Genomic DNA, 17,479 nt, shown 5'->3' with positions numbered 1-17,479 from the left:
ATACTAAATGAAAATCAAAGAGCAAACTAGGAAGCTAGCCGCAGGTTGTTCAAAGAACTGCTTTGAGGTTGTAGATAAGACTGACGAAGTAAGTAACCATACCTACGGCAAGACGACGTTGACGTGGTTTGAAGAGATTTTCAAAGAGTATTATGGTTCACACCATGGGGTGTTTTTTTATGATTTTAAGCAAAATTCACACTTAATTGAAAGTTATTTAAATTAGATGAAAATTTATTTTTTGAAAAAGTGGGAAAACATTGATTCTAAGCGAATTTTGAATCATATTCGAATGGGAGTTTTTAAAATCATGTTTCAGTGGTAAAAGTACCAAACTGGATTCTCCATAGTAAAATGATATCTCCTGCTAGTGAATCATCTGCTAATAAGTTCATATTTCGCTTGGGAACGGGCTTGGGACTTAGGAGCCAAGTATCCAAATCTCGTTCAGGCGATATGAAGGGTTTGACTTGGTGTTCTTTATAAAATTTTTCTAAAATAGTATTCACGGATAGCATCTTTCAAACATTTATTTCCTATTCTAACAAATTTCTAAATACTTGAAGAAATTTATAGTCTGTCAAGTTTTTTTCTTGACACATGCCAGAAATCTGCTATAATAGAACATGTGCTAAATAGCTCAGCTATTTCACCGAAATAAAAAATTAAAGAAATGAGACTTTAAAAATGGCAGTTAAAATCCGTTTGACTCGTATGGGTTCTAAGAAAAAACCTTTCTACCGTATCAACGTAGCAGATTCACGTTCACCACGTGACGGACGTTTCATCGAAACAGTTGGAACTTACAACCCACTTGTTGCTGAAAACCAAGTAACTTTGAAAGAAGACCGCGTTCTTGCATGGTTGGCTGATGGAGCTCAACCTTCAGATACAGTTCGCAACATCCTTTCAAAAGAAGGTGTATTGAAGAAATTCCACGATTCTAAATTCTCAAAATAAGTTTAAAGTAGGTTGACAGATGGATACGATTGAAAATCTCATTATTGCGATTGTGAAACCCTTGATTTCACAACCAGATGCCTTAACTATCAAGATTGAAGATACACCAGAGTTTTTGGAATATCATTTGAATCTTGATCAAAGCGATGTGGGTCGTGTAATCGGTCGTAAGGGTCGCACTATTTCTGCGATAAGAACGATTGTCTACTCTGTCCCAACTGAAGACAAAAAAGTAAGAATCGTTATTGACGAAAAATAAGAAGAGCGGGACAAATGTCTCGCTTTTTTGCGAGGAATAGAAGATGAAATATTTAACGTTTAGACAATTACAAGACTAGTTATACTCAATGAAAATCAAAGAGCAAACTAGGAAGCTAGCCGCAGGCTGTACTGGAGTACGGCAAGGTGAAGCTGACGTAGTTTGAAGAGATTTTCGAAGAGTATTACTCGAACATTACCAGTAGTCTCGAACTGAGGAAGGTCTTTTTATCAAGCTAGTGGAGGAAGTCGGAGAAGTAGCCGAGGTTTTGAATAGGCGCTCTGGTCGAAAAGAAGGGATAGGATTCGAACGAGGAACTTGCCAGAGAACTGACTGATATCATTCACTACACCGTCGCAATCGTCGCCATCAACCATATTGACCTTACCAAGACTATCTTTGAGAAAGATAAGACTGCAGCCATTAAGTACTAACATGAACGTGATTTGGAAGGATTTTTGAAGGTGAAGGAGAATTGATGTCCTCTTCCTCCAACTTGAGAAAATCCTTGAAACATGATAAAATAAAGGATAAGGACTTTTAATAATTCATTATATAGAATGAGTGGATTTCTTTATGAAGAGGTTTGAAGTATCTACAGAAATTGGTAGTCTCTCTGTTACTTATCAAAAGCAAAAGAAAGTGCTAATTTGTCTAAACGGAGCAGGTTTGCTACCAAGTTATGAAAATTTTTCACTTATACTCGAAAAACTTCCGTCCACAATTGGTTATTTGACAATTGATTTTCCGAACACAGGTAGAAGTCCGATTCATGACCAAGCTGGAAAAAATCTGGATAATCTTGCAGATGCAGTTTATGAAGTACTTGAAGAATTGGTGATTTCTGAATATATACTTTGTGTACATAGTTTGAGTGGAATTTTAGCTTGCAAATTGCTCAACAAACCAATTAAGTGTCAGGCTTTAGTAGCAATTGAACCGACAACTAAAAACGTCATGTTTGCTGATTTTTCAGAAAATCCTTATCCAGAAATGGAAGAGCAGATGAGGCTGATTGATGAGTGTGGTCCTGAACTTTATTTTAAGAACTTAACTCAAGCAACATTTAGTCCTGAAACGAATAAAGAAATCTGGGAAATAATGCAAGAAAAAGGTTCAGAGTTGGAAAATCAAGATCCAGGATTTCAGATATCTGGAGAGATTACTGAGGAAGATTTTGAGGATGTATCAATACCAGATTGTATCCCTGTATTTGTTTTTTGTCAGCCTTACAGAGAAAAAGAGTACAGAGAATCAGAATATTGGACTTCCAATGCTAGACTCATTTTAGGAGGGAATCACCATTATTTACAGTGGTCTGAATCCGAAAAAATTGCGACTATTATTCGAGAATTGTCAGAATAAGATGGAAAGAAGGAGACTACAGGAGACAAGATGAACTACTTTAATGTTGGGAAAATCGTCAATACGCAAGGGTTGCAGGGTGAGATGCGAGTCTTGTCTGTGACGGATTTTGCAGAAGAACGGTTTAAAAAAGGGGCTGAGCTAGCTTTGTTTGATGAAAAAGATCAGTTTGTTCAAACAGTGACCATTGCTAGCCACCGTAAACAGAAGAACTTTGACATTATTAAATTCAAAGATATGTACCATATCAACGCTATCGAAAAGTACAAGGGATACAGTCTCAAGGTCGCTGAGGAAGATTTAAACGATTTAGACGATGGTGAATTTTATTATCACGAGATTATCGGTTTGGAAGTCTATGAGGGTGATAATTTGATTGGAACCATCAAGGAAATCCTGCAACCAGGTGCTAACGATGTCTGGGTGGTCAAGCGAAAAGGCAAGCGTGACTTGCTCTTGCCTTATATCCCACCAGTGGTTCTCAATGTTGATATTCCAAATAAACGGGTCAACGTGGAAATCTTAGAAGGGTTAGACGATGAAGATTGATATTTTAACCCTCTTTCCAGAGATGTTTTCTCCACTGGAGCACTCAATCGTTGGAAAGGCTCGAGAAAAAGGGCTCTTGGATATCCAGTATCATAATTTTCGAGAAAAGGCTGAAAAGGCCCGTCACGTCGATGATGAACCATATGGAGGCGGTCAGGGGATGCTGCTCCGAGCCCAACCTATTTTTGATGCTTTTGATACTATTGAAAAAAAGAATCCGCGCGTGATTCTCCTTGATCCAGCTGGAAAGCAGTTTGATCAAGCCTATGCAGAGGATTTGGCTCAAGAGGAAGAGTTAATCTTTATCTGTGGGCACTACGAGGGTTATGATGAGCGCATTAAGATTTTGGTGACAGATGAGATCTCCCTGGGAGACTATGTCTTGACTGGAGGAGAATTGGCGGCCATGACTATGATTGATGCTACGGTACGCCTGATTCCAGAAGTGATTGGCAAGGAGTCTAGCCACCAAGATGATAGTTTTTCTTCTGGCCTTCTCGAATACCCTCAATACACACGTCCCTATGATTATCGAGGAATGGTTGTGCCAGATGTATTGATGAGTGGTCACCATGAAAAGATTCGTCAGTGGCGCCTGTATGAGAGTTTAAAGAAAACCTATGAACGCAGACCAGATTTGCTTGAACATTATCAACTGACAGCAGAAGAAGAAAAAATGCTGGCAGAAATCAAAGAAAACACAGAATAAAGGAGAAACCTATGCAAGTAATCAAACGTAATGGTGAAATTGCTGAATTTAATCCAGACAAGATTTACCAAGCCATCTTAAAGGCAGCCCAGACTGTCTATGTATTGACAGATGACTTGCGTCAAAATCTTGCTCAAGTCACTAAGAAAGTGGTTTTGGATTTGGAAGAGGCCAAGGTGGAACGTGCTACCATTAGCATGATTCAGTCTATGGTTGAACATCGTCTACTGGGTGCAGGTTACATTACCATTGCAGAACACTACATTTCCTATCGTCTACAACGTGACTTGGAAAGAAGTGGTTATGGAGATCATATCGCGGTTCATTTACATTTTGAACAAGTTCGCTAAGAAAAAAGAGTGGGATGAAGCAACTACATCTCACTCTTTCTTAAATCTATTTTTTTGGGCTGTTTGGACGGTTGAAGGGACAAATCGCAGGCGTTGAATATCGCTTATGCGGATAATACGGCTTACATTTTTAGCAAAATTTTTAACTATAATTTGCTGTCCTTGCTGATTGTATTTGATGATGTCACCTGTAAAGCTTGTCTCAGACAAGATAAGGTGAACAGCAGTTTGTTTCTGGATAGCCTCTTCAATAGTGGCTGTAAGGGAGTTGCTTTCAGTCTGGTCAGGTTGGTCATGTCCATTTAAAAAGTCATGTATTTTACCTAGAACTTGCTGGAATTTATGTCTCATATTGGCCTCCCTTCTTTTATATCAATATTATATAAAATTTTCCTAAAATCTACAAGATTTTACGAATAATCAGATGAAAGCTAAAAAAGGAGAAGAAAATGGCAGAATTTACATTTGAAATCGAAGAGCACTTGTTGACTCTTTCTGAAAACGAAAAAGGTTGGACTAAGGAAATCAACCGTGTGAGCTTTAATGGAGCCCCTGCGAAGTTTGATATTCGTGCTTGGAGTCCAGATCATACTAAAATGGGCAAAGGGATTACTCTCTCCAATGAAGAATTTCAAACGATGGTGGATGCTTTTAAAGGTAACTAATACTCGATGAAAATCAAAGAGCAAACTAGGAAGCTAGCCGCAGGTTGCTCAAAGCACTGCTTTGAGGTTGTAGATAAGACTGACGAAGTCAGTCACATATATAATCCAAGGTGAAGCTGACGTGTTTGAAGAAATTTTTGAAGAATATAAGTTTTCAAAATGAAAGAAAAGGATATTGAGTCATGGCAACTCGATATCCTTTTTTAGTTAGCGAAGTAAGCCTGATTTTTAAGGCGTTGAAGTAGAGGACGACTAATCAAACTAATAGCTAGAAGTTTACCAAGGTCTGGAATGATAAAGGGAATGACCCCCACAACAAGAGCTTTTTCAAATGCCATTCCAGCTAGAAAATGCAAGCTGAGAATCCCTCCGACAAAGACAAGGGCATCACCCAAGAGATTTGCAAGAAAAATATTGACAATTCCGCTCTTGCTGTTGGTTAGAGAGGAAGTAAGTCCAGAGTAAACGAGATAAAACCAAAGATAGCCTGCAGTAGGGCCAACTAAAGCCTGAAAACCAGCTCCACCTCCTGCAAACACAGGAAGACCGATAGCACCTAGAAGAAGATAGAGTCCAGCAGAAAGTACAGCCTCTCTCGGTCTAAAGACAGTAGCAATCAAGCCGATTGCAAAGTTTTGCAGAGTGAAGGGAACAGGTCCAACTGGAAGACTGATTTGTGCCAAAACAGCAATGAGAGCAGCCCCAATAGCAGGGATAGCATAAATGTGAGCTTTTTTCAAAATAGTTAACCTCTTTTCTGATGTATAGTAACTATTATACTCATAGAGGAATCATTGTCAACCAATTTTTTAAAACAAGGTAACAAAAACTGTAACGGCCGATTTTGCTTATTGGTTAAGTTGGATAATTTTTTTGTTGATTCGAAAATTGTCTGTATAGATAATCCTATTTTATTAATAAAAAATATACTAGTAAATACTTGACAAAGTAAAAAATAAGTGTTATATTAAAAATGTAAACGGATGCATTTAGATGTGTTCAATTTTAAAAGGAGGGGTAGTTATGAGATATTTTAACGACTCTAGATACTATAACGGTGATTAAAAACCTAAATATAATCAATTCATATTAAAGTAATATGGAGGGACTAAAAAGAGACTATTATTTAATCTTCATCAAATATTTAAATTCAAGGAGAAGTAAAATGAAAAAAAGAATTAATAAGAAAGCATCTGTTTTTCTAGCTGCAAGTGTTTTCAGTTTTAGCTTTGCTACTGCAGCTAGTGTTGTTAGTGCAACTACAGCACACCCTGCTCCATATCCGATTATTGATGTATGGGAATATGGTGTAAATGATAACTATGGTTATTCGAATTACTTTGTTAAGTCTCCAGATAATATTGGTTCAAAATCTTCAGTAACGAATTTTTGGGGAACAGTTAAAGCTCAGGATAAAAAAGATTATGGATGGGCATATTCAAGTGCAACAAAATCTTGGAACGATGTTCGCTTAAATGCATATTGGGATTATTATAGATTTTAAAAATAATTTATGAAAACAGGAGACCCAATTATAAAATAGGGTCTTTTGTAATATGGTAATTGCTTATGAAATTAAAATTATGTATCATTGGATTCTTCTTTTGTTTGATTGCTACAATTGGTCTGGTCACTATTAGTGATACCGAAATCCCCATACCTTTACCAATTGATGGTGCTTTCTCTATTCAAGGGAAAAGTAATCTTTCTAATAACGAAATATATGAAATGGTTCGTGACTTATCAAAAACGGAAAAGGTTACCATTTACAAGCCAATCGTTCAGAGTTCGGGTCAGTTGAAGTATGTAAATTTTGATGATGTAAATAATGAACAATTAAAGTCAGCACCAATAATAGGGATGTATTATACCCTTGGGAAAATGGATGTAGATAGTTTGAAACCACTTACGATGACGGGGCTGCAAACAGTCTATATGGCTTATCCTTGGTATATAGGAGGAATATTACAATTCACTGGAACTTTAAGAATACTGTTAATGGGTTCCATTTACTTAACTTTATTAGTTGTTTTATTTGTTGTTAGGACGAGGCAGATCAAAGAAGGAGTGATACGACGTTCTTTGGGCTTGCCTGTATACGATCTTAGAAGAGAGTATGTGATTTCTCTTATTTTTGAACTGATTATGATGGCTTTATTGATGATTTCTTACAGTTCTTTTTTGGGAAATGGTTTCTTCACTTATAGTTCTAAGTTATTTTTCTCTCTGCTTTTAACGAATTTTATACTATTTCAAATCATTGATCTCATCACCTTTGTTTTATTTTGGTCGACGATTCAGATTGAAAAGCCCATTGAAATTATCAAAAACAAGGCAAAAAACAAGCTTATTTTTGTCGTATGGCTTGCTATTATTTCGATTATTATCCTTGTCTCAGGAGTTTTTTTACAAGAAACAAAGAGTAGTCAATCTAGTATGAACATACAAATACAGAATTTAGTACCGTGGGACACAGTAAAAGACTGGAGAAGGATTGAGTTCCTTGGAATTGAAAGTAACTCTGCTAAAAATGGAGAAGTTAGTGATTCAGATGGTCAGTATCTACAGATAGTTGCTGCCTTAAAAAACTTAGATTTCTTATATATTGAACGATCTTCGGCATATGTTCCAGATTTTATGAAAACATCTCATGTTTTAGAAGACTTTTCTAAACAATTAGAAAATGACGGAATAACGAATCCAGAAATAAATAAAGAGTTGATTTATATTAATCAAACAGGTGCTAACCTACAAAATAAAGTGAATGGAACAAACTATCATCTTTTAGATAATAAGATAGCAACCATTTATATTCCTGAGAAGTGGAAAGAAAACCAGAAATCTATTGAGAATACAGTTGTAGCAGAACAATTTATTGGAACAAACTATACAAAAGAACAGCTTGCAGTACAAATAATTCCTGATGGTAATAAAATTTTTTATTTCAATGAGGATGCTGATATCGATCATAAAAATAAAGATATTTTACCAATGGAAAGTCTAGCAGATAGCAAAGATAATATAGTTGTTGTGTTAGATACGGACAAAATGATGGAAAATAATAAGTTTTCTTTGGCTAGTAACATACTATATAAATCTCTTTTTAGTCCTGAAGCGGTAAAAAAAATAAATGAGATGACTGTCCCGTTGAATTTCTCAATGAATCCAGTAGATGTTTACCAAATTGTGAAATTAAAGATTCAATCCTTAGAGCACCAAATTTTACTTTCACAAATCTTGCAGAAGATAATTTACAGTATTGTCTTTATACTCATTTATCAATATGTCCAACTTTTTATTACTCTAAAACAGAATGAATATGTGAAAAAAATCATTTTGGGTCTGTCAAAAACATATATAGCAATTTCAAGTCTCAAATATTTTATGATGACTATTACAATGGTTATTCTATTTACATTTCTGATGACAGGACAAATAGAGTTGCTATATATTGGAGCGGCTTCTCTGCTAGTTTTGATGTTGTCGATCATAATGAGTTTTAGAAAATTATCTGAAAGCTACACTAAAATTTTAAAAGGAGATGAATCATGACAATTGACCTTTTGAACGTTTCAAAAAGTTTCGGCTCAAAGAAGATCTTTACAGACTTAAATTTAATATTTGAATCTGGAAAAAGCTATGCATTGATTGGAGGTTCTGGCTCCGGTAAAAGTACCCTTCTTAATATTATAGGAAGATTAGAAAAAATTGACAGTGGGAATGTTTTAGTTGATAAACAAGATATTTGGAAGATAAAAGAAAGAACTTTTTTTAAAAATACTGTTGGATATGTATTTCAGAATTATTCTTTAATAGATAACAAAACAGTATATGATAATCTGAGCCTTATCACTAAAGACAAAAAAACAATAACTGACGTACTTGAAAAAGTAGGACTGTCAAGTGACTATTTACATCAAAAAATATATGAATTGTCTGGAGGGCAGGCTCAACGTGTAGCTATTGCCAGAATGTTAATGAAACCACGTAAAATTATTTTAGCAGATGAGCCCACAGGAGCTTTAGATGGTGAGATTGGAAAAGAAATCATTCGCTTATTATTGAATGAAATAGCTGAAGATAAATATGTCATTATAGCGACGCATGATCCAGCTGTCTATAACGAAGTTGATGTGATAATTGACATGAAAGATATAGGGTATAAGTTATGAAAAAGAAAATTTATATTGCTTTGATCTTTGTAACTGGGGCACTTGCCATTTTCTTTTTTGGAAAACAAATGATTACAAAAGAAAATATCAATAAGCCAACGGTAGAGTTAACAATCTATACGCTTTCTTCTAGTGACACAGAAAAATGGAATAAAGTGAGACAAGTAGAAACGGAAGAAGCTATATACTTCATAACTGTGAAAGAAGTATCATCTTCAGAAGAAGTATTTTCAAACATCATTGTAAATGGAGCTGCTACGGGGTTCGGAGTTCGTGAAGAAGAAGTGAAGAAATTCAATAATGGTTTAGGAGACACCATAGAGGACTCTAAGCATAATAAACTAATTGAAATAGAGTTTTTTACTTTTTCTGATGCTGACGAGGGATTTGTGGTAGCAAACTTTGACTACGGTAAAGAAGAGTTGAATTCTCAGAAAAAAGATATAAAAGAGTTATATAAAAAAATATATGAATCTTTTAAAGAAAAGAATAAATGATTGTATTATAATCCTTGTATTTTGCTATGGTTTGTTAATTGATTTTTGCATATCTTACTTCAACATACTATAAAATAAAACATAAGAAAACGAGTATCTCAAACTACGGAAATACTCGCTTTTTGATATTTAGAAGTGTTTTTTGCTTTGCTTCTTTTGTTTCGATTAACGCATGGTTACAAATTCTTCAGATGCAGTTGGGTGAATTGCCACAGTTGCATCAAAGTCAGCCTTGGTTGCTCCCATTTTGATAGCAACGGCAAATCCCTGAATCATTTCATCAACGCCGTAGCCAATTCCATGAAGTCCGACAACTTTTTCTTCTGAACCAGCTGTTATGAGTTTGAAACGGGATTCTTGACGGTTGCGAGTGCAAGCAGAGTACATAGATGCAAAGCTTGATTTATAAACCTTGATTTGGTCTTGACCATATTCTTTGATAGCTTGCTCTTCTGTCAATCCGACAGTTCCGATAGCAGGGTGTGAAAAGACAACAGTTGGAATAGTTGAGTAATCCATTTTTGCAGTAGTTTTTCCGTTAAAGAGACGTTCAGATAGGGTACGTCCGGCCTTGATTGCAACTGGAGTCAGTTCTTTCTCGCCCGTTACATCACCTAGAGCATAGAGTCCCTCAACAACAGTATTTTGGTATTCATCCACTTGGATAAAGCCACGTTCGTTCAGAGTGACTCCAGCTTTTTCAAGTTGCAATCCCTTAACGTTTGGACGGCGGCCTGTAGCCCAGATAACTTGGCTAGCTGTGTGACTAGTACCATCTTCGAAATGAATGGTAATGCCGTCAGCAGTTTTTTCTAACTTGGCAGGGACTTTGTGAGTATGAAGTGGTAAGTTTGTTCTTTCCATTTCCTTGACCAAACCTTCAACGATGTAGGAATCAAAACCACGTAAAGGACGATCGCGGCGAACAAAGAGGTCTGTCTTGACACCAAAAGTGTGGAGTACGCCAGCCAATTCAACGGCAATATAACCCGCGCCTAGAATAGCAACTGACTCTGGCAATTCTTCCCAGGCAAATACATCATCAGAAGAGCCACCTAGCTCAGCACCAGGAATATTAGGAATACTTGGATGGGCACCTGTAGCAATCACGATATGTTTAGCACGAATCAGTTCACCATTTACGCTGACAGTATGAGAATCTACAAATTCAGCATGACCTTCGATCAGCTCTACGCCGTTGCGTTTAAAACTGCCATCATAAGAAGAACGAGCGCGATCGATGTAAGCTTCACGATTGCGACGTAGGGTAGCAAAGTCAAAGTTAGGATCAGTAGTCTTAAAGCCGTAGTCTTCTCCAAATTGATGGAAAGTCTCAGCGATTTGCGCCCCGTACCACATGATTTTTTTAGGAACGCAGCCGACATTGACACAGGTTCCACCTAGTTTCTTTTCTTCAATAACGGCCGCTTTGGCTCCATGTTCACCAGCACGGTTCATGGTGGCAATTCCTCCGCTACCTCCACCGATAGCGATGATATCGTATTCTCTCATTGAAAACTCCTTTGTACTCTTTTAAATAGTCGAGTGTCATTTTTTGATAGTCATATTCTATCTTTTTTTTGATTTGATTGCAAAAATCTGCTACGCACAAAAAATTGCAAAAAAGCTTGCCAAATAAGTCAAGATAGTGTATCATATAACTAGTACAATAGAAAAGGAGGATTTCCGAACGATTGTTTAATCCTGAACTGTCATTATTTCCATCTGAACTGCATTGTTTGCTGGAGGGAAATTTGGTATAATAGCAAAGTATTGTAAAAAAGAAAAGGAGTTTCATTATGAAGAAAAAGAATGGTAAAGCTAAAAAGTGGCAACTGTATGCAGCCATCGGTGCTGCGAGTGTAGTTGTATTGGGTGCCGGGGGGATTTTACTCTTTAGACAACCCTCGCAAACCGCTGTAAAAGATGAACCTACTCATCTTGTTGTTGCCAAGGAAGGAAGCGTGGCATCCTCTGTTTTATTATCAGGAACAGTAACGGCAAAAAATGAACAATACGTTTATTTTGATGCTAGCAAGGGAGATTTAGACGAAATCCTTGTTTCTGTGGGGGATAAGGTCAGCGAAGGGCAGGCTTTAGTCAAGTACAGTAGTTCAGAAGCCCAGGCGGCCTATGATTCAGCGAGTCGAGCAGTTGCGAAGGCAGACCGTCATATCAACGAACTCAACCAAGCACGAAATGAAGCTGCTTCAGCTCCCCAGTTACCTGCACCAGCAGGAGGAGAAGATGTAACGGTGCAAAGTCCAACTCCAGTTGCTGGAAATTCTGTTGCTTCTATTGACGCTCAATTGGGTGATGCCCGTGATGCGCGTGCAGATGCTGCAGCGCAATTAAGCAAGGCTCAAAGTCAATTGGATGCAACAACTGTTCTCAGTACCCTAGAGGGAACTGTAGTCGAAGTCAATAGCAATGTTTCTAAATCTCCAACAGGGGCGAGTCAAGTTATGGTTCATATTGTCAGCAATGAAAATTTACAAGTCAAGGGAGAATTGTCTGAGTACAATCTAGCCAACCTTTCTGTAGGTCAAGAAGTAAGCTTTACTTCTAAAGTATATCCTGATAAAAAATGGACTGGGAAATTAAGCTATATTTCTGACTATCCTAAAAACAATGGTGAAGCAGCTAGTCCAGCAGCTGGGGCTAATACAGGTTCTAAATACCCTTATACTATTGATGTGACAGGCGAAGTTGGTGATTTGAAACAAGGTTTTTCTGTCAACATTGAGGTTAAAAGCAAAACCAAGGCTATTCTTGTTCCTGTCAGCAGTCTAGTAATGGATGATAGTAAAAATTATGTCTGGATTGTGGATGAACAACAAAAGGCTAAAAAAGTTGAGGTTTCATTGGGAAATGCTGACGCAGAAAATCAAGAAATCACTTCTGGTTTGACAAATGGCGCTAAGGTCATCAGTAATCCAACATCTTCCTTGGAAGAAGGAAAAGAGGTGAAGGCTGATGAAGCAACTAATTAGTCTAAAAAATATCTGCAGAAGCTATCGCAATGGTGACCAAGAACTGCAGGTTCTCAAAAACATCAATCTAGAAGTGAATGAGGGTGAATTTGTTGCCATCATGGGACCATCTGGTTCTGGGAAGTCCACTCTGATGAATACGATTGGCATGTTGGATACACCAACCAGTGGAGAGTATTATCTTGAAGGCCAAGAAGTGGCTGGACTGGGTGAAAAACAATTAGCCAAGGTTCGTAACCAACAAATCGGTTTTGTCTTTCAGCAGTTCTTTCTTCTATCGAAGCTCAATGCTCTGCAAAATGTAGAATTGCCCTTGATTTACGCAGGAGTTTCGTCTTCAAAACGGCGCAAGTTGGCTGAGGAGTATTTAGACAAGGTTGAATTGACAGAACGTAGTCACCATTTGCCTTCGGAATTATCTGGTGGTCAAAAGCAACGTGTGGCTATTGCTCGTGCCTTGGTAAACAATCCTTCTATTATCCTAGCGGACGAACCGACAGGAGCCTTGGATACCAAAACAGGGAATCAAATTATGCAACTATTGGTTGACTTGAACAAAGAAGGAAAAACCATTATCATGGTAACGCATGAGCCTGAGATTGCTGCCTATGCTAAACGTCAGATTATCATTCGAGATGGAGTCATTTCATCTGACAGTGCTCAGTTAGGAAAGGAGGAAAACTAAGATGCAGAATCTGAAATTTGCCTTTTCATCTATCATGGCTCACAAGATGCGTTCTTTGCTTACCATGATTGGGATTATTATCGGTGTTTCATCAGTTGTTGTGATTATGGCTTTGGGAGATTCCCTATCTCGTCAAGTTAATAAAGATATGACCAAATCTCAGAAAAATATTAGCGTCTTCTTCTCTCCTAAAAAAAGTAAAGATGGGTCTTTTACTCAGAAACAATCAGCTTTTACGGTTTCTGGAAAGGAAGAGGAAATTCCTGTTGAACCGCCAAAACCGCAAGAATCCTGGGTCCAAGAGGCAGCCAAACTCAAGGGAGTGGATAGTTACTATGTAACCAATTCAACGAATGCCATCTTGACCTATCAAGATAAAAAGGTTGAGAATGCTAATTTGACAGGTGGAAACAGAACTTACATGGACGCTGTTAAGAATGAAATTATTGCAGGTCGTAGTCTGAGAGAGCAAGATTTCAAAGAGTTTGCAAGTGTCATTTTGCTAGATGAGGAATTGTCCATTAGTTTATTTGAATCTCCTCAAGAGGCTATTAACAAGGTTGTAGAAGTCAATGATTTTAGTTACCGGGTCATTGGGGTTTATACTAGTCCGGAGGCTAAAAAGTCAAAAATATATGGGTTTGGTGGCTTGCCTATTACTACCAATATCTCCCTTGCTGCGAATTTTAATGTAGATGAAATAGCTAGTATTGTTTTTCGAGTGAATGATACCAGTTTAACCCCAACTCTGGGTCCAGAACTGGCACGAAAAATGACAGAACTTGCAGGCTTACAACAGGGAGAATACCAGGTGGCAGATGAGTCCGTTGTATTTGCAGAAATTCAACAATCGTTTAGTTTTATGACGACGATTATTAGTTCCATCGCAGGGATTTCTCTCTTTGTTGGAGGAACTGGTGTCATGAACATCATGCTGGTTTCGGTGACAGAGCGCACTCGTGAGATTGGTCTTCGTAAGGCTTTGGGCGCAACACGTGCCAATATTTTAATTCAGTTTTTGATTGAATCCATGATTTTGACCTTGTTAGGTGGCTTAATTGGCTTGACAATTGCAAGTGGTTTAACTGCCTTAGCAGGTTTGTTACTGCAAGGTTTAATAGAAGGTATAGAAGTTGGAGTATCAATCCCAGTTGCCCTATTTAGTCTTGCAGTTTCGGCTAGTGTGGGTATGATTTTTGGGGTCTTGCCAGCCAACAAGGCATCGAAACTTGATCCAATTGAAGCCCTTCGTTATGAATAAGATCAACAAGATGGACACTCGTCTATCTTGTTTTTGTATGGATTTCCCTATCGAAAATCCTTAAAAATGTGATATAATGAAGTGTTAGAAAAACAGGTTTCATTTGCCTGGAAAGGAAAAATTATGTCTGAAAAGAATTTTTATATTACAACGCCGATTTACTATCCATCTGGAAAACTGCATATCGGTTCTGCCTACACAACCATTGCTTGTGATGTCCTAGCACGTTACAAACGCCTGATGGGCTACGATGTCTTTTATTTGACAGGTCTTGATGAACATGGTCAGAAGATCCAGCAGAAAGCTGAAGAAGCTGGCATTACACCACAAGCCTATGTTGATGGGATGGCAGTTGGAGTCAAAGAACTCTGGAAATTACTAGATATCTCATACGATAAATTTATCCGTACAACTGATGACTACCATGAAAAAGTTGTCGCACAGGTCTTTGAACGCTTACTTGCTCAAGATGATATCTACTTGGGTGAATACTCTGGTTGGTATTCAGTATCAGACGAAGAATTCTTTACAGAAAGCCAACTGGCAGAAGTTTTCCGTGATGAAGCTGGAAATGTGACTGGTGGTATTGCTCCATCAGGTCACGAGGTTGAATGGGTATCCGAAGAATCATACTTCCTTCGCCTTAGCAAATACCAAGATCGTTTGGTCGAATTTTTCAAGTCTCATCCTGAATTTATCACTCCAGATGGTCGTCTGAATGAAATGCTTCGCAACTTCATCGAGCCAGGTTTAGAGGATTTGGCAGTTTCTCGTACAACCTTTACCTGGGGTGTCCCAGTCCCATCAAATCCTAAGCACGTTGTCTATGTTTGGATTGATGCCCTTCTTAACTATGCGACAGCTCTTGGCTACGGTCAAGACGAACATGGTAACTTTGACAAGTTCTGGAATGGAACAGTCTTCCATATGGTAGGAAAAGACATCCTTCGCTTCCACTCTATCTACTGGCCAATCCTTCTTATGATGTTGGATGTTAAATTACCTGATCGTTTGATTGCCCATGGTTGGTTTGTCATGAAAGACGGAAAAATGTCTAAGTCTAAAGGAAATGTCGTTTACCCTGAAATGTTGGTAGAGCGTTATGGGCTTGACCCACTTCGTTACTACCTCATGCGTAGCCTTCCAGTTGGTTCAGACGGAACCTTCACTCCTGAAGACTATGTCGGCCGTATCAACTATGAATTGGCCAATGACCTTGGGAACCTCCTTAACCGTACGGTCTCTATGATTAACAAGTACTTTGATGGGCAAATTCCAGCCTATGTAGAGGGTGTAACAGAGTTTGACAATGCTCTTGCTGAGGTTGCAGAGCAATCAATCGCCGACTACCATACACACATGGAAGCAGTTGACTATCCACGTGCACTTGAAGCAGTCTGGATCCTTATCTCTCGTACTAACAAATACATCGACGAGACAGCTCCATGGGTCTTGGCTAAGGATGAAGCACTCCGCGATCAATTGGCAAGTGTTATGAGCCACTTGGCAGCCAGCCTTCGTGTTGTAGCTCACTTGATTGAGCCATTTATGATGGAAACCAGTCGTGCAGTCTTGACTCAACTTGGCTTGGAAGAAGTAGCGAGCCTTGAAAACTTGAGCTTGGCTGACTTCCCGGCAGATGAGACTGTAGTTGCCAAAGGAACACCAATCTTCCCACGTTTGGATATGGAAGAAGAAATCGCCTATATCAAGGAACAAATGGAAGGTAACAAGCCAGCTGTCGAAAAAGAATGGAATCCAGACGAAGTCGAACTCAAACTAAACAAGGATGAAATCAAGTTTGAAGACTTTGATAAGGTCGAAATCCGTGTCGCAGAAGTCAAAGAAGTGTCTAAAGTAGAAGGTTCTGATAAGTTGCTCCAATTCCGCTTGGATGCTGGTGATGGTGAAGATCGTCAAATCCTCTCAGGAATTGCAAAATACTATCCAAATGAACAAGAATTGATCGGCAAGAAAGTTCAAATCGTTGCCAATCTCAAACCACGTAAAATGATGAAGAAATATGTCAGCCAAGGGATGATCCTATCAGCTGAACATGATGGAAAATTAACCCTTCTCACAGTTGATCCAGCTGTACCAAACGGAAGTGTGATTGGGTAAAAATAGACAGGACTAGTTCATACTAGTTCTGTTTTTTATTATGGCTTCAAGCCAGTTTTTCTCGTAGAGAAAAACAAGAAAACCACCAGCTATGCTGGTGGCTGACAAGGCCTCTAGCTTCCATTTATTTTTCCAAGTATAATCTAATTGTTCAGGTTAGATAAAGGAGGAAAAATAAATGGCTAAAACCAGTTACAGTTTATCACATACTAAATGGATGTGCAAATATCATATAGTTTTTACACCTAAGTATCGCCGTAAGGCGATATATTACAAAGTCAGGTCGGATTTGATAGATATTATTAAACATCTATGCGGTTGTCGTGGCGTGGAGATTATCGAAGGTCATATGATGCCAGACCATGTACACCTGCTTGTACTGATACCTCCCAAACTTTCGATTTCCGATTTTATGGGGTATCTCAAGAGCAAAAGTGCATTGATGATATTTGATAAGCACGCTAATTTAAAATATAAGTATGGAAATCGAAAGTTCTGGGCTAGGGGATACTATGTAAGTACCGTTGGACTAAACGAAAAGACCGTAGCTAAATATATTTGCGAGCAGGAAAAGAATGACATTGCACTCGATAAGCTGAGTGTAAAAGAATATGAAGATCCGTTTTCTGATGGCGGATTTAGAACAAGGTAAAAGCCCGTTGTGACGGGCATTAGTCAAGTAATATAGCACGACCTGAACGAAGTTCAGCGAGCGTCTTTAGACGCCGCTGGAGAGAAACGGCTTATAGCCGGTGTACAAGCCACCCGTTTTCACGGGTGGTTATGACTTACACTCAATGAAAATCAAAGAGCAAACTAGGAAGCTAGCCGCAGGTTGCTCAAAACACCGTTTTGAGGTTGTAGATGAAACTGACGAAGTCAGCTCAAAACAC

The 17,479-nt window shown here is 38.2% G+C and carries 20 protein-coding genes and 1 pseudogene; 17 read left to right on the top strand and 4 right to left on the bottom strand.

Annotated features, from left to right (window positions below):
* Positions 1–308 precede the first annotated feature (308 nt).
* Positions 309–518: a hypothetical protein gene (locus HT699_RS05700; protein ID WP_000953861.1), complete on the bottom strand. Its 210-nt coding sequence runs from the start codon at positions 516–518 to the stop codon at positions 309–311.
* A 169-nt stretch (positions 519–687) separates the two neighbouring features.
* On the opposite strand from HT699_RS05700, the gene rpsP reads away from it, so the two are divergent.
* From rpsP to HT699_RS05665, 7 genes and pseudogenes are all read left to right on the top strand, one after another.
* Positions 688–960 carry a 30S ribosomal protein S16 gene (gene rpsP, locus HT699_RS05695; protein WP_000268760.1) on the top strand — a complete coding sequence of 91 codons (273 nt, stop codon included), beginning with the start codon at positions 688–690 and terminating at the stop codon, positions 958–960.
* Positions 961–979: 19 nt separating this feature from the next.
* Positions 980–1,219 (top strand): RNA-binding protein KphA, encoded by a 240-nt coding sequence (gene kphA / locus HT699_RS05690; protein WP_000379620.1) that lies wholly within the window; start codon positions 980–982, stop codon positions 1,217–1,219.
* Positions 1,220–1,403: 184 nt separating this feature from the next.
* Positions 1,404–1,653: pseudogene (locus tag HT699_RS11745) on the top strand (MazG nucleotide pyrophosphohydrolase domain-containing protein); the annotation flags it as partial.
* A 142-nt stretch (positions 1,654–1,795) separates the two neighbouring features.
* Positions 1,796–2,584, top strand: coding sequence for an alpha/beta hydrolase (locus HT699_RS05680; protein ID WP_000819188.1), 789 nt, complete (start codon positions 1,796–1,798; stop codon positions 2,582–2,584).
* 30 nt (positions 2,585–2,614) lie between these two features.
* On the top strand, positions 2,615–3,133 hold the full coding sequence (rimM, locus tag HT699_RS05675; RefSeq protein ID WP_001105891.1) for a ribosome maturation factor RimM: 519 nt from the start codon (positions 2,615–2,617) through the stop codon (positions 3,131–3,133).
* Positions 3,123–3,842 (top strand): tRNA (guanosine(37)-N1)-methyltransferase TrmD, encoded by a 720-nt coding sequence (trmD, locus tag HT699_RS05670; protein WP_050971471.1) that lies wholly within the window; start codon positions 3,123–3,125, stop codon positions 3,840–3,842. The genes rimM and trmD overlap by 11 nt, the downstream gene beginning before the upstream one ends.
* Positions 3,843–3,853: 11 nt before the next feature.
* Positions 3,854–4,192: an ATP cone domain-containing protein gene (locus HT699_RS05665; protein ID WP_001196048.1), complete on the top strand. Its 339-nt coding sequence runs from the start codon at positions 3,854–3,856 to the stop codon at positions 4,190–4,192.
* Positions 4,193–4,222: 30 nt separating this feature from the next.
* On the opposite strand, the gene HT699_RS05660 is transcribed toward HT699_RS05665, so the two are convergent.
* On the bottom strand, positions 4,223–4,543 hold the full coding sequence (locus HT699_RS05660) for a hypothetical protein (protein ID WP_050971470.1): 321 nt from the start codon (positions 4,541–4,543) through the stop codon (positions 4,223–4,225).
* Between the two features lie 98 nt (positions 4,544–4,641).
* Between HT699_RS05660 and HT699_RS05655 the strand changes: the two genes are divergently transcribed.
* The gene (locus HT699_RS05655) at positions 4,642–4,857 is read left to right on the top strand and encodes a YdbC family protein (protein ID WP_000807422.1); all 216 of its coding nucleotides are present in this window, start codon (positions 4,642–4,644) and stop codon (positions 4,855–4,857) included.
* Positions 4,858–5,060: 203 nt separating this feature from the next.
* Here the strand turns inward: HT699_RS05655 and HT699_RS05650 are convergent, their stop codons facing one another.
* Positions 5,061–5,597, bottom strand: coding sequence for a biotin transporter BioY (locus HT699_RS05650; protein ID WP_138702664.1), 537 nt, complete (start codon positions 5,595–5,597; stop codon positions 5,061–5,063).
* A gap of 425 nt (positions 5,598–6,022) precedes the next feature.
* Between HT699_RS05650 and HT699_RS05645 the strand changes: the two genes are divergently transcribed.
* The 4 genes from HT699_RS05645 to HT699_RS05630 all read left to right on the top strand — a co-directional run bounded on the left by HT699_RS05645 (position 6,023) and on the right by HT699_RS05630 (position 9,526).
* Positions 6,023–6,361 (top strand): hypothetical protein, encoded by a 339-nt coding sequence (locus HT699_RS05645; RefSeq protein ID WP_000746103.1) that lies wholly within the window; start codon positions 6,023–6,025, stop codon positions 6,359–6,361.
* Positions 6,362–6,426: 65 nt separating this feature from the next.
* A complete protein-coding gene (locus HT699_RS05640; RefSeq protein ID WP_172934166.1) occupies positions 6,427–8,409 on the top strand; it encodes an ABC transporter permease in 1,983 nt (660 codons plus the stop codon).
* Positions 8,406–9,029, top strand: coding sequence for an ATP-binding cassette domain-containing protein (locus HT699_RS05635; RefSeq protein ID WP_166731829.1), 624 nt, complete (start codon positions 8,406–8,408; stop codon positions 9,027–9,029). Before HT699_RS05640 ends, HT699_RS05635 begins: the two co-directional genes overlap by 4 nt.
* A complete protein-coding gene (locus tag HT699_RS05630) occupies positions 9,026–9,526 on the top strand; it encodes a hypothetical protein (protein WP_166731828.1) in 501 nt (166 codons plus the stop codon). Before HT699_RS05635 ends, HT699_RS05630 begins: the two co-directional genes overlap by 4 nt.
* A gap of 165 nt (positions 9,527–9,691) precedes the next feature.
* Here the strand turns inward: HT699_RS05630 and gor are convergent, their stop codons facing one another.
* Complete coding sequence (gene gor, locus HT699_RS05625; protein WP_172934165.1) at positions 9,692–11,038, bottom strand: glutathione-disulfide reductase; 1,347 nt, start codon at positions 11,036–11,038, stop codon at positions 9,692–9,694.
* Between the two features lie 287 nt (positions 11,039–11,325).
* Between gor and HT699_RS05620 the strand changes: the two genes are divergently transcribed.
* The 5 genes from HT699_RS05620 to tnpA all read left to right on the top strand — a co-directional run bounded on the left by HT699_RS05620 (position 11,326) and on the right by tnpA (position 17,238).
* Entirely contained in the window at positions 11,326–12,519 is a 1,194-nt protein-coding gene (locus HT699_RS05620) for an efflux RND transporter periplasmic adaptor subunit (protein WP_023935835.1), read from the top strand.
* Complete coding sequence (locus tag HT699_RS05615) at positions 12,503–13,204, top strand: ABC transporter ATP-binding protein (RefSeq protein ID WP_000811473.1); 702 nt, start codon at positions 12,503–12,505, stop codon at positions 13,202–13,204. The genes HT699_RS05620 and HT699_RS05615 overlap by 17 nt, the downstream gene beginning before the upstream one ends.
* 1 nt (position 13,205) lies before the next feature.
* Positions 13,206–14,465 carry an ABC transporter permease gene (locus tag HT699_RS05610; RefSeq protein WP_101514546.1) on the top strand — a complete coding sequence of 420 codons (1,260 nt, stop codon included), beginning with the start codon at positions 13,206–13,208 and terminating at the stop codon, positions 14,463–14,465.
* 123 nt (positions 14,466–14,588) lie between these two features.
* Entirely contained in the window at positions 14,589–16,586 is a 1,998-nt protein-coding gene (metG, locus tag HT699_RS05605) for a methionine--tRNA ligase (RefSeq protein WP_101514547.1), read from the top strand.
* 178 nt (positions 16,587–16,764) lie between these two features.
* On the top strand, positions 16,765–17,238 hold the full coding sequence (tnpA, locus tag HT699_RS05600) for an IS200/IS605 family transposase (RefSeq protein ID WP_138702772.1): 474 nt from the start codon (positions 16,765–16,767) through the stop codon (positions 17,236–17,238).
* Positions 17,239–17,479 lie beyond the last annotated feature (241 nt).

Origin of the sequence: Streptococcus sp. 1055 (assembly GCF_013276815.1) — a bacterium.
Classification (GTDB): Bacteria; Bacillota; Bacilli; order Lactobacillales; family Streptococcaceae; genus Streptococcus; species Streptococcus pseudopneumoniae.
Note: the sequence above shows the minus strand (reverse complement) of the source record. Positions and strands in the feature narration are given on the sequence as shown.

Coding starts and splice junctions, on each gene's coding strand:
- HT699_RS05700 (WP_000953861.1), bottom strand. CDS start 518: ATGCTATCCGTGAATACTATTTTAGAAAAATTTTATAAAGAACACCAA.
- HT699_RS05635 (WP_166731829.1), top strand. CDS start 8,406: ATGACAATTGACCTTTTGAACGTTTCAAAAAGTTTCGGCTCAAAGAAG.
- metG (WP_101514547.1), top strand. CDS start 14,589: ATGTCTGAAAAGAATTTTTATATTACAACGCCGATTTACTATCCATCT.
- HT699_RS05615 (WP_000811473.1), top strand. CDS start 12,503: ATGAAGCAACTAATTAGTCTAAAAAATATCTGCAGAAGCTATCGCAAT.
- rimM (WP_001105891.1), top strand. CDS start 2,615: ATGAACTACTTTAATGTTGGGAAAATCGTCAATACGCAAGGGTTGCAG.
- tnpA (WP_138702772.1), top strand. CDS start 16,765: ATGGCTAAAACCAGTTACAGTTTATCACATACTAAATGGATGTGCAAA.
- rpsP (WP_000268760.1), top strand. CDS start 688: ATGGCAGTTAAAATCCGTTTGACTCGTATGGGTTCTAAGAAAAAACCT.
- HT699_RS05680 (WP_000819188.1), top strand. CDS start 1,796: ATGAAGAGGTTTGAAGTATCTACAGAAATTGGTAGTCTCTCTGTTACT.
- HT699_RS05610 (WP_101514546.1), top strand. CDS start 13,206: ATGCAGAATCTGAAATTTGCCTTTTCATCTATCATGGCTCACAAGATG.
- HT699_RS05640 (WP_172934166.1), top strand. CDS start 6,427: ATGAAATTAAAATTATGTATCATTGGATTCTTCTTTTGTTTGATTGCT.
- HT699_RS05655 (WP_000807422.1), top strand. CDS start 4,642: ATGGCAGAATTTACATTTGAAATCGAAGAGCACTTGTTGACTCTTTCT.
- kphA (WP_000379620.1), top strand. CDS start 980: ATGGATACGATTGAAAATCTCATTATTGCGATTGTGAAACCCTTGATT.
- HT699_RS05630 (WP_166731828.1), top strand. CDS start 9,026: ATGAAAAAGAAAATTTATATTGCTTTGATCTTTGTAACTGGGGCACTT.
- HT699_RS05645 (WP_000746103.1), top strand. CDS start 6,023: ATGAAAAAAAGAATTAATAAGAAAGCATCTGTTTTTCTAGCTGCAAGT.
- trmD (WP_050971471.1), top strand. CDS start 3,123: ATGAAGATTGATATTTTAACCCTCTTTCCAGAGATGTTTTCTCCACTG.
- HT699_RS05660 (WP_050971470.1), bottom strand. CDS start 4,543: ATGAGACATAAATTCCAGCAAGTTCTAGGTAAAATACATGACTTTTTA.
- HT699_RS05665 (WP_001196048.1), top strand. CDS start 3,854: ATGCAAGTAATCAAACGTAATGGTGAAATTGCTGAATTTAATCCAGAC.
- HT699_RS05620 (WP_023935835.1), top strand. CDS start 11,326: ATGAAGAAAAAGAATGGTAAAGCTAAAAAGTGGCAACTGTATGCAGCC.
- gor (WP_172934165.1), bottom strand. CDS start 11,038: ATGAGAGAATACGATATCATCGCTATCGGTGGAGGTAGCGGAGGAATT.